Source organism: Pseudarthrobacter sp. lyk4-40-TYG-27 (genome assembly GCF_030209295.1).
Lineage (GTDB): Bacteria > Actinomycetota > Actinomycetes > Actinomycetales > Micrococcaceae > Arthrobacter.
Genome location: NZ_JARVSH010000010.1, coordinates 1 through 15,752, shown reverse-complemented (window position 1 = coordinate 15,752; position 15,752 = coordinate 1). Strand labels below are relative to the sequence as shown.

At 69.0% G+C, this 15,752-nt stretch carries 13 protein-coding genes; 6 read left to right on the top strand and 7 right to left on the bottom strand.

The genetic code is table 11. The features are described from left to right. Nucleotides 1-72 precede the first annotated feature (72 nt). A complete protein-coding gene (locus QRM96_RS17185) occupies nt 73-603 on the top strand; it encodes an O-acetyl-ADP-ribose deacetylase (RefSeq protein WP_285320404.1) in 531 nt (176 codons plus the stop codon). On the opposite strand, the gene QRM96_RS17180 is transcribed toward QRM96_RS17185, so the two are convergent. Then, a complete protein-coding gene (locus tag QRM96_RS17180; protein WP_285320484.1) occupies nt 575-1,555 on the bottom strand; it encodes an RluA family pseudouridine synthase in 981 nt (326 codons plus the stop codon). The two genes, QRM96_RS17185 and QRM96_RS17180, sit on opposite strands and share 29 nt — an antisense overlap. A 113-nt stretch (nt 1,556-1,668) precedes the next feature. Between QRM96_RS17180 and QRM96_RS17175 the strand changes: the two genes are divergently transcribed. After that, nucleotides 1,669-2,304: a winged helix-turn-helix domain-containing protein gene (locus QRM96_RS17175; protein WP_109045909.1), complete on the top strand. Its 636-nt coding sequence runs from the start codon at nt 1,669-1,671 to the stop codon at nt 2,302-2,304. Further along, a complete protein-coding gene (locus tag QRM96_RS17170; RefSeq protein WP_285320403.1) occupies nt 2,301-2,993 on the top strand; it encodes an SRPBCC family protein in 693 nt (230 codons plus the stop codon). The genes QRM96_RS17175 and QRM96_RS17170 overlap by 4 nt, the downstream gene beginning before the upstream one ends. A 115-nt stretch (nt 2,994-3,108) precedes the next feature. Here the strand turns inward: QRM96_RS17170 and yczR are convergent, their stop codons facing one another. Then, entirely contained in the window at nt 3,109-4,587 is a 1,479-nt protein-coding gene (gene yczR, locus QRM96_RS17165) for a MocR-like transcription factor YczR (protein WP_285320402.1), read from the bottom strand. Between the two features lie 61 nt (nt 4,588-4,648). On the opposite strand from yczR, the gene yczE reads away from it, so the two are divergent. Beyond that, complete coding sequence (gene yczE, locus QRM96_RS17160; protein WP_285320401.1) at nt 4,649-5,269, top strand: membrane protein YczE; 621 nt, start codon at nt 4,649-4,651, stop codon at nt 5,267-5,269. Between the two features lie 22 nt (nt 5,270-5,291). Here the strand turns inward: yczE and QRM96_RS17155 are convergent, their stop codons facing one another. The 4 genes from QRM96_RS17155 to QRM96_RS17140 all read right to left on the bottom strand — a co-directional run bounded on the left by QRM96_RS17155 (nt 5,292) and on the right by QRM96_RS17140 (nt 12,356). Then, on the bottom strand, nt 5,292-6,122 hold the full coding sequence (locus QRM96_RS17155; RefSeq protein WP_109045912.1) for an Fpg/Nei family DNA glycosylase: 831 nt from the start codon (nt 6,120-6,122) through the stop codon (nt 5,292-5,294). Further along, a complete protein-coding gene (locus QRM96_RS17150; RefSeq protein ID WP_285320400.1) occupies nt 6,115-11,187 on the bottom strand; it encodes a DNA glycosylase AlkZ-like family protein in 5,073 nt (1,690 codons plus the stop codon). Before QRM96_RS17150 ends, QRM96_RS17155 begins: the two co-directional genes overlap by 8 nt. Before the next feature lie 99 nt (nt 11,188-11,286). Beyond that, nucleotides 11,287-11,940, bottom strand: coding sequence for a DUF4232 domain-containing protein (locus tag QRM96_RS17145; RefSeq protein WP_285320399.1), 654 nt, complete (start codon nt 11,938-11,940; stop codon nt 11,287-11,289). A 197-nt stretch (nt 11,941-12,137) separates the two neighbouring features. Beyond that, nucleotides 12,138-12,356 carry a hypothetical protein gene (locus QRM96_RS17140; protein ID WP_285320398.1) on the bottom strand — a complete coding sequence of 73 codons (219 nt, stop codon included), beginning with the start codon at nt 12,354-12,356 and terminating at the stop codon, nt 12,138-12,140. Nucleotides 12,357-12,579: 223 nt separating this feature from the next. Between QRM96_RS17140 and QRM96_RS17135 the strand changes: the two genes are divergently transcribed. Together QRM96_RS17135 and QRM96_RS17130 are read left to right on the top strand one after the other, a co-directional pair. Continuing rightward, nucleotides 12,580-12,927 carry a hypothetical protein gene (locus QRM96_RS17135; protein WP_018763796.1) on the top strand — a complete coding sequence of 116 codons (348 nt, stop codon included), beginning with the start codon at nt 12,580-12,582 and terminating at the stop codon, nt 12,925-12,927. Nucleotides 12,928-13,021: 94 nt separating this feature from the next. Continuing rightward, entirely contained in the window at nt 13,022-13,801 is a 780-nt protein-coding gene (locus tag QRM96_RS17130) for an SDR family NAD(P)-dependent oxidoreductase (RefSeq protein WP_285320397.1), read from the top strand. Nucleotides 13,802-13,901: 100 nt separating this feature from the next. Here the strand turns inward: QRM96_RS17130 and QRM96_RS17125 are convergent, their stop codons facing one another. Continuing rightward, nucleotides 13,902-15,641, bottom strand: a complete 1,740-nt coding sequence (locus QRM96_RS17125; protein WP_285320396.1) for a thiamine pyrophosphate-dependent enzyme — start codon at nt 15,639-15,641, stop codon at nt 13,902-13,904. Nucleotides 15,642-15,752: the final 111 nt, after the last annotated feature.

The window sequence follows — 15,752 nt, the reverse complement described above, 5'->3', positions numbered from 1 at the left end:
CACCCACCCCGGGAGGGATACCGCCGAGGCCGTGCGTGCCCGGAACGCACGGTGGAGTGGGAAACTGGCGGCATGCGGATCACGGTATTGCAGGGCGACATAACGCAGCGGCGGGTGGATGCGGTGGTCAATGCCGCGAATTCGTCGCTGCTCGGCGGCGGGGGAGTGGATGGGGCGCTGCACCGGGCAGCCGGTCCGGAACTGTTGGCTGCGTGCCGTCAGTTGCGGGCAACGGACCTCCCGCACGGACTCCAGACCGGCGCCGCCGTGGCAACGGCCGGATTCCGGCTGCCGGCCCGCTGGGTCATCCACACCGTCGGCCCGAACCGGCATGCCGGGCAGACCAACCGGGCCCTCCTGGTGTCCTGCTTCAGCGAAAGCCTGCGGCTGGCGGACTCCCTGGGCGCCCGCGGACTGGCGTTCCCGGCGGTGGGTGCGGGCGCTTACGGCTGGGCGGCGGATGCCGTCGCCCAGGCGGCCCTGGACGCCGTGGCCGGGTTCCAGGCCCTGCACCCGGCCAGCGACCTGGAGGTGGTGGAGTTCGTGCTCCACACGTCCGGGGTTGAAGAGGTGTTCAGGGACGTGTTCGGACAGCTTCGCTAAGGTCCAGGGCGCTGCGGTACTCTACTGGCCGGCCTGAGATCGGGTCGACGAAGCGGATGCCGCGGGCCAGCAGCTGCAGCGGTTTCGCGTAGTCGTCCGGGGCTTTGTCCAGCAGGTCAGGGTAGAAGGCGTCGTTGACGATCCCAAGTCCCAGCGAGGCCATGTGCACCCGCAGCTGGTGGGTCTTGCCGGTGTGTGGTTCCAGCCGGTACCTGGCAAGGCGGCGCCTGCCGGTGCCGCTGCCACCGGTACCCGCGGCACCCTCCGGGCCACCGTCGTCGAACGTTTCCAGCTGCTCTATCCTGGTTTCCGCGTTCGGCTCGCCGTCAATGACTTCCGCCAGCAGGTAGCTTCGGGACTTGGTCATCCGGTTGCGGACCACCACGGGAAATTCGACGGCGGGATGTCCCGGAGCGGGCTCCGCGGCGGCGACGCACTCGTACTCCTTCTGCACCTGCCGCTTCTCGAACAGCACCTGGTACTTGCCGCGGGTCTGCGGGTTGGTGGAGAAGAGCAGGACCCCGGCCGTCATGCGGTCCAGCCGGTGCATGGGAATCAGGTCCGGCAGGTCCAGCTGGTTCCGCAGCCGGACCAGGGCGGACTCCTGGATGTAGGTCCCGCCCGGGGTGGTGGGGAGGAAGTGCGGCTTGTCCACCACCAGCAGGTGCTCGTCCTGGTGCAGGACGGACAGCTCGACGGGCAGCCGGGTCTCAGGCGGCAGCGTGCGGTAGTACCAGATGAACGTGTGGTCCTGGAGCGGGGTGCTGCGGTCCAGGGGGATGCCGCCCTCGCCCACGATCTCGCCGGCGTCGAACCGGTCCTCGATGCCCTGCGGATCGATGTGCCCCCAGCGGTGCATCATGTAGTCCATCGCGGTGTCCCAGGGGCCCTCGTCCGGGAGGCGGAGGCGGGTGGCGTTGACGCCGTCGCGCACGGGGAGGGGGGATTGCATCACCGCCCTATTCTACCGGTGCCCTTGGGCGGCCAGCGGGGCCAGGATCACGCGGACCACCGACGATAAAAAAGTTCTTGACAATAAAAGTTGTCGGTAGTGAGAATGGTGGCATGCAGGAAATTGCAGTCATCGAGGACCCGGCCGCGGCCGAAGCGTCGCTGGACCCCATCCGCACCAGCATCCTGCGGGAGCTGGCCCGGCCCAGCTCCGCAACGCAGCTGGCGGTTCGGGTGGGCCTGCCCAGGCAAAAGGTCAACTACCACCTCAAGGCGCTGGAGCGGCATGGACTGGTGGAGCTGGTGGAGGAGCGCCGCAAAGGGAACGTCACCGAGCGCGTGCTCCAAGCTACCGCAGCTTCCTATCTGATCTCACCGTCCGCGCTGGCCTCGATCTCGCCGGATCCGCACCGTTTCTCAGACCGTTTCTCCGCATTCTGGCTGCTGGCGCTCGCCGGCCGGATGGTCCGGGAAGTGGGAAAACTGATAGCCGGTGCCGCCGCAGCCCGGCAGAAGCTGGCAACGTTCGCCATCGACGGCGAGATTACTTTCCGCACCGCCGCCGACCGGGCAGCCTTCGCCGAGGAGCTCGGCGTGGAGGTCACCCGGCTGGTGGACAAGTACCACGACGACCGGCCCCCACAGGGGCGGCGGCACCGGCTGGTTGTGGCCCTGCACCCGGTCCTCAAAGAAACCTATGCCCCCAAGGCAACCAACGAATCCACTCCAGGCAAGGAACAGGACAAATGAACAACAAGCGCTCCTTTGAAATCGTCCACGACTCTGAGCTTCCCGGCACGCCCGAGCGGGTGTGGGAAGCCGTCACCGCCGGAACCCCGGCCTGGATGTTCCCCACGGACCAGTGGCCAGCGGTCAGGACCGTGGAAGAGTACCCCAGCCACCTGGTATCCAGGATGGAGGGCCCGGACGGCTGGTTCAACCAACTGGAACACGTCCTGGAGCCGCTGGACGACGGCCGAGCACGCCTCCACTACGTCCACAGCGGCATTTTCGCCGACAACTGGGATGAACAGTACGACGGCGCCAGCCGCCACACCGAGTTCTACCTGCACACGCTGGGCCAATACCTGCAGTACTTCGACGGCCGTCCCGTGGTGTTCACCGACATTCAGGCTCCCCCGGCTTCGCAGGCACCGGACGGGTTCGCCAAGCTGCGGGAAGCGCTGGGCCTGGGAACCGCCGGGCAGGGGGACAGTTTTGACGTGGAGCTCGACGGCGTGGGGCGGCTGGCGGGCGAGGTGGACTTCTCGAACGAGCACTTCCTGGGCCTGCGTACCCAAAACGCCTTGTACCGGTTCTTCGGCCGCAACGCCTTCGGCGCCCCGGTGGGCATGACGGTTCACGATTTCGGCGGCGCCGGCGACTCCGAGACCACGGCCAAGGCATGGGCCGGGTTCCTGGTGCACGTGTACGCGTAGCCACGACTCCCGTTTGGCGCGCGAAATCGCCGGAGCGGTGCGGGATCGCCGTTCCGCTCCGGCGGTTACGCACCCCTCCGGCGATTTCGGTGGCCCGGGTCAGCCGGTGGCCGGATCAGGCGATGGCGACGGCGGGGGCATGGATCAGTGACCGGCGCAGCTGGGGAGCGGCGTCCAGCCGGTCCTGGGCGGCGCGGAGTCCCAGCACCGCCGCCTCCAGTTTGTCCGGTGCGAGCGTGAAGGGCAGGCGCAGGTTGCGTTCAAAGGCGCCGCCGATCCCGAACCTGGGGCCGGCCGCGAGCCTGATGCCGAATTCCGGCGCCAAGACCGTGAGGGCCGTGCTGATGGGGGCGGGAAGCCTGCACCAGACGGAGAGGCCCCCGGCGGGAGGAGTCGTCTGCCAGGTGGGCAGGTGTTCCGCGAGCAGGCCGAGCAGGGTTGAGCGGTTGCCCCGCAGCGTGTGCAACAGTGCGGGCAGCGGCTCCTCAAGTGCCCGCACCAGGTGGGCTGCGGCCAGCTGCTCCATGACGGGGCCGCCCAGGTCCAGCGTGGTGCGCGCGGCGGCGAAGCGCTGGATCATCGGTTCGGAGGCGCGGATCCACCCGGTGCGCAGGCCGCCCCAATGCGACTTGCTCAGCGAGCCGATCGATACGATTCCGCTGCCGAAGCCGGCCAGCGGAGTGGTGGCGATGCCGTCGAGGTTGAGGTCGCGCAGCGTTTCATCCGCCACCAGCACTGTTCCGGATGCGGCCGCCGCGCGGGCCAGCAGGCGCCGTTGTTCGTCGGGCAGGATCATCCCAGTGGGGTTGTGGAAGTCCGGCACCAGGTAGGCGAGCTTGGGCCGCTGCTGGACCAGGGCCGATTCGAGGGCCGGCAGGTCCCAGCCGGACTCGGCGAAAGCCACCGGGACGGGGCGGCAGCGGGCGGAACGGATGGCATCCAGTGCGTGGGGATAGCTGGGGTGCTCCACCAGGATCCTGTCCTGCCGGTCGGCCAGGGTCCGGATGATGATGGTCAAGGCGTGCTGCGCTCCGGACGTGACCATGACCTGCCCCGGCTGGGTGGGTACACCGGCAGCCGTGTACCGGTCCGCAACTGCCTGGCGCAACGGCAGCAGTCCCAAGGCGTCATAGCCAAAACCCGGCAGCAGGGCAGGCAGCTCCGTCAGCGCCGCGGCGAAGGCCCGGTGCACCACTTCGCCGCTGGCGGGCAATGCCGAATAGGCCAGATCGATCAGCCCTTCAGGGGCGGTCAGGCCCGGCGCCGCCAGCGGGGAAGCGGATTGGGGTTGCGGGCCGAAAAGCGCCGGCCCGAACGGGGTCAGTTCCGGGATGCGGGTCTTGCCCCGGCTGCCTTGGCCGGTGCTCAGGAAGCCCTGGTCCCGGAGGGTGGCATACGCCGCCGTAACGGTTGTCCGGCTGACCCCGAGGACGGAGCTGAGCGAGCGCTCGCTGGGCAGGGCGGTATCCAGGGCAATCCGGCCGTCCAGGATCAGGAGCCGTACCACGTCCGCCAGCTCGCGGTAGGCCGGCCCGGTGCCGCTGTTCCACGGGCCGAGGAGGCGGGACAAAGCCTGGGGAGTGAGGACAGCCATAGAGCCAGTATCTCAAACTGGCTATGTATTCCAATGCCAGTTGCGTGGAATGGTTGTTCTCATGATGACCCGCAGACTTCTCCAACTCTTCACCGGCCTGGCCATGTACGGCATTTCGCTGGCCATGTTCATCCGTGCCGGCCTGGGCCTGGACCCCTGGGATGTGTTCCACCAGGGCGTTGCCAACCGGACCGGTTTGAGCATCGGGGTGGTGGTTATCGCGGTGAGTTTCCTGGTGCTTCTCCTGTGGATTCCGTTGCGGCAGTGGCCGGGGTTCGGCACCCTGTGCAATGCGGTACTGGTGGGAGTGTTCGCGGACATCGGGCTGGCAGTGATCCCGCAGGTTTCCCTCCTGGCCGGCCAGATCGGCCTCCTCGGCGGGGCCATCGTGCTGAACGGCATCGCTTCCGCCTGCTACATCGGGGCACGCTTCGGGCCGGGCGCACGGGATGGGCTGATGACCGGCCTGGCCCGCCGGACCGGCTGGTCGGTCCGGCTGTCCCGCACCCTCATTGAAGTGACCGTGCTGGCCATCGGGTGGCTGCTCGGCGGCTCCGTGGGCGTGGGCACCGTGGTTTATGCCTTGGCCATCGGCCCCTTGGTCCATGTCCTGCTGCCGCGCTTCATGGCCCCTGCGGCGACGCCGAAAGCGGCAAGCAAGCCGGCTCCCGCCAACTGCTGAGTCCCCGCCAGGCCTGCTGCTGTCAGTCCGGCACCGGCTGGCACGTGGGGCAGAAGTAAATGTCCCGTTCCTCCTCGCCGTTGGGCTTGCCCAGGAGGCCTCGCTGGATGGGAGTCCCACACTTGAGGCACGGTCGTCGTTCCCCGCCGTACACCCAATAGCCGGGCCTGCCGGCCATCCTGCCTACAGGGAGGCCGCGGGCATTGAGGACAGTAACGCGGCGGCCGGGGCCGAGGTTGGCCTCCAGCAATTGTTTGGCGTCGGTCATCATGGTCCGCACGTCCACGACGTCGGCCACGGGCGTGGCGGGATGCACTCCCGACAGGAAGCACGCCTCGCAGCGGTAGATGTTGCCGATGCCCGCGAGATTCCGTTGGTCCAGCAATGCCACGCCGATCGGTACCTCCGGGCGGGACCGGACACGGCGTTCGGCTTCATCCAGGTCCCAGTCCGGGCCCAGGAGGTCCGGACCCAGGAATCCCACGACGGAGTCCTCATTGGCCGTGGCCACCACTTCCAGGATTCCCAGGGAGAAGCCGACGGCGTCCGCAGCGGCCGTCCGCAGTACGCACCGGGCGGTGAATCCGGGCTTCCGCCACCGTCCGCCCGGCGGGTAGACCTGCCAGGCCCCTTCCATTTTCAGGTGCGAGTGGATGGTCAGCCGTTTGTCCTCCGGGCCCACCACCCGCATCAGCAGGTGCTTGCCGCGCGGGACCACTTCCTCGACGGTCCACCCTGCAAGGTTCAGCGTGGCAAACCGCGGCACACGGAAATCCGTGGCAAGCAGCGCCTGCCCCGCCAGGGCCTGGTGCAGTTGACGGGCGGCCCGCCAGACGGAATCCCCCTCAGGCACGGATCCTCAATCCCTTTGGCGTGGAGTAGGCGCCGGCGGCGCTGAGGGCTGCGGCAACGGGGGTGTCCAGGATTCCCTGCCCGTTCACCTTCTCCATGATCAGTTTGTCCACGGCTCCCCGGGTGACCACCCCGACCAGGGCAGCGCCGGCAGCCGCCAGGACGGCGGCGTCATCGCTGAACGCCAAAAGAGTCTTGCCACCGCGTTCCACGTACAGCACCAGCGCGCCATCCACCAGCACTACCAGGGCACCCGCCTTCCGGCCGGGGCGGTGGCCGGTACCGGCGTCGTCCCTCAGTGCGGGCCAGGGGAGGGCCGCGCCGAAAGGGTTGGCGGGATCGGTGGCGGCAAGGGCCAGGGCCACCGGTTCCGCCTTGGCCAGTTGCGTGTCCTCCGAGTAGGAACGGAGCCGGTCCACGGTGGCGGGAACGGCGAACTGGGCCGCGCCGAGGTGTTCGATGAAGTAGCCGCGCCGGCACCGGCCCGCTTCCTCCAGCCGCGCCAGTACCTTGTACATGAGCCCGAAGCCGCCGAGGATTTGTTCGGCCATGACCGAGCCCCTGGTGACCACGCCATACCGGTCCAGCAGGAGTTCAGCAGTGGCGCGGGCGTGGATGGTGGCATCGAGTTCGGGCTCGGGAAGGGCGGACCAGCGGCCGGCTGCCGTAGCAGGCGTTGAAGCTCCCTGCGCTCCGTACCGGCCGCCGGCCAGCCCGGGGGAGCCCATCAGGCCGGTGCCGTGGGAGCGGCCCAGCCGGCTCAACCGCGGTGCCCGGGCGCGCGGGGCACGGGCCACTTGCCGGTGCGCTGTATGCCCGCCGGCGATCAGGGACCGGACCGGGGCGAATGTGTCGCCGGTAATCCTGCCGGCCCATGCGAGTTCCCACAGCGCGGTGACCACCTCCTGGTCGCTGAGGACGGCGTCCATGCCGCCGGCCACTTCGGTGAGCTGCCGGAAGAAGTACCCGCCACCGTTGTTCCGCAGGTGGTCCAGGAGGCGCCGGCCGGCATCTCCGGGCTCGAAGTCAGGGGCAGGATTGAGCGTCAACTCCGCGGAGTCAGCGAGGTGGAGGCTGATCCAGCCGTCGTTTCCCGGCAAGGATCCGGCGCCCGACCACAAGACCTCACCTGCCGCCATGAGTTCATCCAGCATGGCGGGCTGGTAGTTGGATACCCGGCTTGCCAGGACCAGCGGCTCCCAGGCCGAGGCGGGAACGGGGACCCCGGAGAGCTGGTCGATGGCGGTGATGATGCCGTCCAGGCCGCGCAGGGAGGGTTGGCCGCGCCCGCCGCCGGGGGTTCTGACATGCTGCCAGGCCGGCAGGAAGCGCCCATAGGCTGCGGCGTCCACCGGTTCCACTTCGGCGCGCAGCGCGGCCAGGGAGCGGCGGCGGAGCTTGCGCAGCACCTCGGCGTCGCACCATTCGCTGGCGACCGCCTGCTGGCCGACAGGTGAGGAGCTGCCCGATGGTGCCGGCTGATCAGCCGGCCGGCTTTGATCCCCCGACCCCGATTCCTGCCCGCCCGGCTCCAGCGGTGGGGCCTCGGGCGGGGTAGCGTGGGGCCGGAACTCTCCTTCCACGACGCGTCCGTCCGCTGCCAGCCGTTTCAGTGCCGTGCCCACCACGGCAACGCCCAGGCCCAGCCGGGTGGCGGCTTCGGCTGCCGTGAAGGGACCGTGTGTCCGGGCATACCGGGACACGAGGTCGCCCAGCGGATCGGCAACGGGTTCGATGAAGGCCAATGGCACACCCATGGGCAGCGGCACGCCGATGGCATCGCGGAGGCGGGCGGCATCCTCGACGGCGGCGAACCGCTCAAACCCGCCGATGTTGACCTTGATGGCGCGATTGGCCCGCTGGAGCGCGGCAAGGTGGGCGGCCGCGTCGGCGACAGCGGCGGGGGTGTCGGACTGCCCGGTTTCGGCGGCCTCAACCGCAGGAGAGGTTTCGGCAGGTTCCACGGCCGGAGAGGTCTCGGCAGCCTCAACCGGCGGCGCCGTGCCCTGTAACCGCGCGGCTGCCTCTTCCGGCGCGAGCGGGCCCAGCAGCCGCAGGAGGTCGGCCACTCCCTCCATGCCCCGCGCACGCCGGTCCGGGGTCAGCCGCTGCAGTTCGCGTTCGGTGGCCTCAATGACCTTGCCGTCCAGGAGTTCGCGCAGTTCCACCCGGCCCAGCAGTTCGTTGAGCAGCGTGGAGTCCAGGGCCAGGGCCGCGGCTCGGCGTTCCGCGAGCGGGGAGTCGCCTTCGTAGAGGAACTGGGCGACGTAACCGAAGAGCAGGGACTTGGCAAATGGCGAGGGCTGCTGGGTGGTGGTCTCCACAATCCGCAGCTCGCGCCTTTCGACGGAGGCGGCGATGTCCTTCAAGGCCGGCAGATCGTAGACGTCCTGCAGGCATTCCCGGACCGTTTCGAGCACGATGGGGAACGTGGGGTACTTCCTGGCCACGTCCAGCAGCTGGGCCGACCGCTGGCGCTGCTGCCAGAGCGGCTGGCGCTTGCCGGGGGTCTGCCGGGGCAGCAGCAGCGCGCGGGCCGCACACTCGCGGAAACGCGAGGCGAAGAGGGCGCTGCCGCCCACCTCGGCGGTGACGATCTGCTCCAATTCCTCCGGGTCGAAGAGGAACAGTTCGGCGCCCGGCGGCTCGTCTTCCATCATGGGCACCCGCAGGACGATGCCGTCGTCGGCCGCCATGGCCGAGCCGTCCAGCCCGTACCGCTGGTGAAGCCGCTGGCCCACCGCGAGGGCCCACGGCGCGTGGACGGGCATGCCGAACGGGCTGTGCAGGATCACGCGCCAGTCGCCCAGTTCGTCGTGGAACCGCTCCACCACGAGCGTGGTGTCGCTGGGGACCACCTCGGTGGCCTGCTTCTGCTCGCTGAGGTACTGGATGAGGTTGTTGGCAGCGAAGTCGTCCAGGCCGCTTGCTTTGCACCGTTCGGTGGCCGGGCCGGGATCGGACGCGGACAGTTCGCGGACGAACGCGCCCAGGGCGCGGCCAAGGTCCACCGGGCGGCCCAGGGAGTCGCCCTTCCAGAACGGCAGCTTGCCGGGCTGGCCGAACGCGGGGGAGACCAGGACGCGGTCGTGGGTGATGTCCTCGATCTTCCAGCTGGTGGCGCCGAGGGCAAAGACATCGCCCACCCGCGACTCGTAGACCATTTCCTCGTCGAGTTCGCCCACGCGCCGGCCACCCTTGGGCGCACGCGCCGGTTTTCCGTCCTCGGCCGGGGACGCCGAGCCTTCCGCCTCCGTGCCGATGATGTAGACGCCGAACAGTCCGCGGTCCGGGATGGTGCCGCCGGACGTGACGGCCAGCCGTTGGGCGCCGGGACGGCCCTCGATGGTGCCGGCATTCCGGTCCCAGATGATCCTGGGGCGGAGTTCGGCGAATTCGTCGGACGGGTACCGTCCCGCCAGCAGGTCGAGGGTGGCCTCGAACGCGGAACGGGGGAGGGACGCGAAGGGAGCGGAACGGCGCACGGTGCTGAACCATTCCTCCACGTCGATGCTCCCAAGGGCCGTTGCCGCCACCGTCTGCTGGGCCAGGATGTCCAGCGGGTTGGCCGGGATGGCCAGCCGCTCGATCTTGCCATCCAGCATCCGTTCCACGGTGATGGCCGTGTGGACCAGGTCCGCCCGGTGCTTGGGGAACAGGACGCCTTGGGAGACCTCGCCCACCTGGTGGCCTGCACGGCCCACCCGCTGCAGGCCACTGGCCACCGACGGGGGCGATTCGACCTGGACCACCAGGTCCACGGCACCCATATCGATGCCAAGTTCCAGCGAGGACGTGGCCACCACGCACCGCAGCCGCCCGGATTTGAGGTCGTCCTCGATCAATGCCCGCTGGTCCTTGGAAACGGAACCGTGGTGCGCCCGCGCCAGTACCGGATCTGCGCCGGCGGAACTGCCCGCTTGCGCCATCATGTGCGCGGGTGTGGCCGTTGACGCGGGAAGGCCCGACGACGGTCCCCCCGGGGTGCCCGGCCCGGCGTCGAGCCCTTCCGGGGCGGCGTCGTCCCAGCCGCCGCCCACGGCCACCAGCTGGCGTTCGGCGTAGATTTCGTTGAGCCGGGCGGTGAGGCGTTCGGCGAGGCGCCGGGAGTTCGCGAAGACGATGGTGGACTGGTTGGCCAACACCAGGTCAACGATCTTTTCCTCCACATGGGGCCAAATGGATGCCTGCGGCTGGAGGCCGGAAGCGGGCCCGGAGTCGAACGCGCCCGCAGCGCCCTGCAGGTCCGACATATCCTCCACCGGCACCGACACCGTAAGGTCCCAGTTCTTGCTGGCCGGCGGCGCGACGATTTCCACGGGGGCGGAACCGGCCAGGAACTGTGCCACGAGTTCCCGCGGCTCCACGGTTGCGGAAAGCCCGATGCGTTGCGCAGGTTTGGGCAGCAGCGCATCGAGCCGCTCCAGGGACACCGCAAGGTGGGCGCCGCGCTTGGTTCCGGCCACGGCATGGACCTCGTCGATGATGATGGTGTCCACCTCGGTGAGGGTTTCGCGGGCCCTGGAGGTGAGCATGAGGAACAGCGATTCGGGGGTGGTGATGAGGATGTCCGGCGGGTTGCTGAGCAGGGCCCGGCGGTCCGCTGTGGGGGTGTCCCCGGACCGGACGCCCACGGTGATCAGCGGTGCCGGGAGCCCCAACCGCTTGGCTGTTTGCGTGATGCCGATCAGCGGCGAGCGGAGGTTGCGTTCGACGTCGACGCCCAACGCCTTGAGGGGCGAAATGTAGAGGACGCGGGTTTTGCGTTTGGGTGCCCGGGACCGCTTGCCTTTGGCCGGGGTTTCCGCTGCGGGATCGGGGGGCGGCGGGGCCGTGCCGAGGAGGCGGTCCAGGGCCCACAGGAAGGCGGCGAGGGTCTTGCCGGACCCGGTGGGCGCCACCACCAGTGCGTGCGAACCTGATGAGATGGCAGTCCAGGCCCCGGCCTGGGCCGGTGTTGGTTCGGAAAAGGCGCCCAGGAACCAGTCCCTGGTGGCGCGGCTGAATTGGGCCATGGGCGCAGCGGAGCCGGGAGCGCTGCCGGCAGGACGCTGTTCCTGGTTCATGCCTCCATCATGCCCCAAGGCACCGACACTGGGTTTCGACGGCCGCCGCGACCCGGCGTGGGTGCCGGGTCGCGGCCAGGTCCGCCGGGCCGTGCGCGGTCAGGCCGGTTGGAACGCCCCGATGGAGAGCAAGGTGATTTGCGCGTTGCCGCAGGCCTTGGTGGGCTGCGGGAGGAACAGGGAGTCGGTGTCCTCGGGCGGGTAGACCCGGTAGCCGGCGGCATCCACCGGCGAGCAGTCCATGTAGTTGCCGGCCTGCGTGTAGCGCAGTACCGCGGTGCCGGTCTGGCCGGGGGCCAGCAGGACGTCAACCACTCCCGTGGAGTCGTCGCGCGAGGCCGGGGCTCCGATCGGGGCGCCTGCGGCGTCCGCAACCAGGGAGACGCCGGCGAATCCCTTGAGGATGCAGGGTTCGGTTCCCTTGTTGGTGAGGTTGAGCTTCATGTAGACGCTGCCAGCCGCGCCGCCGCCGGAGGCATCGGTGGCGGCCGTGAGTCCGGCCGCCTTGCACAGGGCAGGCGCTCCGGCGGCGGTGGTGCCGGGGGCGGGGGAGTCCGGCGTCGTGGCAGGTGCGGAGGACGACGGCGGGGCCGAGGATGCCGACGACGTGGGCGACTGGCTGGCCTGCCCGGTGGCGGGTGTCGTCGTCGTTTGGGACTGCGGCTGGCTTGGAGCGCACGCGGTGAGCAACAGCGTTGCCGTTGCGGCCGCCGTCGTCAGGGCAATCGCCTGGGAAATTATCTGAGACCTCATGGCACCACCTTCGCCGTACCGGTTGCCCGCGTCAACGATGCCACCTGCCTTGGCGGCAATTTGATGCCCGGATCGTGATGATCCGGTCACTGGAAGGCTTCCGCGGGATGGCATGCGGCGGCGCACCCCGGCCGGGAGCGGCCATCCTCAGTCCGTCTCAGGTCCCGTGCAGTACGGGCAGTCCTCGGGGCACTCCGTCATGCCGGCACCACCGCCAGGTCCAGGCCGTCTGCGACGTGGAACAGCCGGCGGCCCCCCGCGGGCGCGGTCACCCACACGATGCCGCCGTCGTCCGTCCTGTCATCCACCACGCCGCTGAAGGCCACCCGGCCGTTCCTGCGGAGTTCCACCAGGTCGCCGGTCTCGACCGGGTCCCAGCGGACAGGGCTTTTTACGCGGCTCGTCGTTGAAGTCACGGGCATTCCTTTGCACGGCGTGGTTGCGACGGCAGCTGCCGCCCAATGAAGCCATCAAACAGGGACGCTGCCGCCCAACTCAATGGAGGAGTGACCACGCTCCACGCTCCTTCTTTGTGCAGGCCTCCAGCAGGCTGGTGCAGGGGTCCGGAAGGCCCGTGTGCCATGGGGAAGGGCGGGGTTAGACTGCCTGCGTAAGCGTCGGCGATCGAAGGAGAAGTTCATGGACTACACCGGAAGCCAGTCGGAAAAGGCAGTCACAGCCGGTGAACTGGGCCGCAGCCACATCGGGCAGACAATCAGCTTCCAGCCGAATGAATTCACGGTGGTCTTCGGCAAGCTCGCAGGAATCGCGCGGACGGAAGCCATGGTTTACATCTCCCTGACAGGGGTGGGGAACGGCACGCACCTGAAGGATGAGTACGACCTGCCGGCCGCCCACGAGGTTTTCGTTCCCGTGGACGTCATCACCAACGCCGAATCCACCATCAAGGATTTGTTCGGCAAGGTCCAGGAGAACCTCCGCGGGACCGGCCACAAGGGCGGCGAAGACCGGACCGACCGGCTGTAGCCCCGGAAACCTGGCTGATGGCCGGCATCGTTTTCGATGCCGGCCATCAGTGCTTGGGACGCCAGTGCACCACATCTCTGTTGGAAGGAACATCATGGGCAACGAAGCTGCGTGGCAGGAAACCACAACCGCGGGCCGGTTCGCCGGCAGGACCGTTATTGTCACCGGTGCAGGCTCGGGCATCGGGCTGGCAACCGCGCTGCGCGTCGCCAAGGAAGGCGGCCGCGTGATCGCGGCGGACATCAGCAAGGAACGGCTGGATGAGCTTGTGGCCGGGAACCCCGGCCTGGATTTGGTTGCCGTTGCCGGTGACATCTCCACCGAAGAGGCCGTGGCGGCAGTGGTGGCGGCCGCCGGCGGCAGGGTGGATGCGCTGGCCAACGTTGCCGGCATCATGGACAACTTCGCCCCCATCCACGAGGTGGACGACCAAGTCTGGGAGCGGGTCTTCCGGATCAACGTCACCGCGCTGATGCGACTCACCCGTGCGGTGGTGCCGCTGATGCTGCAGGCGGGCACCGGCTCCGTGGTCAATGTCTCCTCGGAGGCCGGGCTGCGGGGTTCCGCCGCGGGTGCGGCCTACACGGCCTCCAAGCATGCAGTGGTGGGCCTTACCAGGAACTCTGCCGTCATGTACGGCCCGTTGGGGCTGCGCTTCAACACCGTGGCGCCGGGCGCCACCATCACCAATATCGAGGCGAACTGGGGCTCGGAGCTGGCGGCGGGGCGGCTGGGTCCGCTGATGCAGGCGAACATCCCGACACCCGCCACCGCCGCGCAGCTCGCCGCGTCCATCACCTTCCTGCTCAGCGACGACGGCACGAACGTCAACGGCGCCGTGCTCGCTTCCGACGGCGGCTGGTCGGCACTGTAGCGGGCAGCACCGCTGCCGGCAGGCACTTTAAAGCCAAGCGGACGACGCCGGGTGCGGCCCGTCGTCGTCCGCCCACCCGGGCAGCACCCCGCAGTGCGGCCTAGTACGCCTTGACGCGCTGGTCCACCACGAGGTGGACCAGCGCGAACGTGCGGTCCCGGTCGATGGCCGCCAATGCGGCGTCCAGGGCCGCCGGCACGTCGCGGTCATCCCTGACCGTGATGCCAAAGCCACCGAACGCCGTGGCCATCAACCCGAAGTCCGGGTTCTTGAGTTGGGTGCCGGAGACCCGCTGCGGGTAATGCCGTTCCTGGTGCGTGCGGATGGTGCCGTACTCCTGGTTGTCCATGACCACCACCAAGGGTGTGGCGCCATACTGGGCGGCGGTCGCCAATTCCTGGCCGTTCATGAGGAATTCGCCGTCCCCCGCGATGGTCACGACGCGCCGGTGCGGCTCGGCCAGCGATGCGGCAATGGCGGACGGGATGGAGTACCCCATGGAGCCGTTGCGGGCACTGAGCATGGACGCATAGCGGCGGGTGGGGAAGTACCGGTGCGCCCAGTTGGTGTGTTCGCCGGCCCCGAAGGTCACCACGGCGTCCTCGGAAAGCCGGGGCACCAGGTTGGCCATCAGGGTGTCCATCCTGGCCTGCCCGGCCCCCGGGGCAGCGGGCGGCAGCGCGGCAAAGCGTTCCTGTTCCGCCCTCATCCGGGCCGTCCAGTCACGCCACTCGTCCTTGACCGGCAGCGCGACGCCCTGGAGGTCGCGCACGAAGGCCTCCGGTTTGGCCAGGATTTGCCGGGACACCGGGCCGGACCGTCCGCGCAGCGACGGGTCCACCGTGACCAGGAAGTTCTCCTTGGTCCAGTCCTGCCGGCAGACGAAGCCATCCGTAATGACATCGCCTGGGACCGTGCCCACAAAGACCAGCAGGTCGGTTTCCTCCAACAGGTCGTAGGTGGGCCGGGGGCGGCCGTACCCGATAGGGCCCACGTAGGACGGCGAATCGAAGGGAACCGTTCCCTGGGTCCGCCACTCGGCAGCGGCCGGGATGTGGTGCCGTTCCAGCCACCCGGTGAGCTGGAGGGCGGCTTCCTGGGTCCAGTCGTTGCCGCCAGTGACGAACAGCGGCTTGCTGGACCTGGCCAGGGCGGCTTCAAGGGCTGCGGAATCCGTGCTGCCCATGCCGCCGGCTGCCACGGGAATCGCCGGATGCAGGGCCGGGCTGACCTGCCGCCGGATCACGTCCTCCGGCAGGCCGACCACCACGGGGCCGGGCCGTCCGCTCATGGCCGCGAACATCGCTTCGGCCACGATTTCGGAGGCCCGCTCCGGGTGGTCAAGGACCATGACCCTTTTGGCTCCGGTATCGAACCAGGACTTGATGTCGAACTCCTGGAACGCCTCGCGGTCCCGGTGGGCGAACGGGATGAGCCCCACGAAGAGCAGCATGGGGGTGGAATCCTGCCAGGCGGTGTGCAGTCCCACATGGGCGTTGGCCGCGCCCGGCCCGCGGGTCACCATCGCCACCCCCGGACGCTGGTTCATCTTGCCGTCGGCCTCGGCCATGTAGGCGGCGCCGCCCTCATGGCGGCAGACGATGGTTTCGATGGCGGACCCGTGCAGGCCATCGAGCACATCGAGGAAGCTCTCGCCGGGAACAACGTAGGTGCGCTCCACACCATGCGCCACCAGGGAATCGACAATGACGTGCCCGGCGGACTTCAGGGTTGGCTGCGCGTTCTCCGGCACGTGTGGGCGGAAGTCCTGCCGGTCATCGACGACGGCGGCGGGCTGGGAACGGGATGCGGTCAGGGAGGGCTGCGGCTCTGGAGTCATGTTCTTTCTTTGGTTCGAAGGGTGGCGGAAGGTCCGGGTCAGGTGATGGGTGTCCGGTTGGCGATGACGGGGGAGGTGCCGGTGTAGCCGTCGCGGGTTTCGGCGATGTGG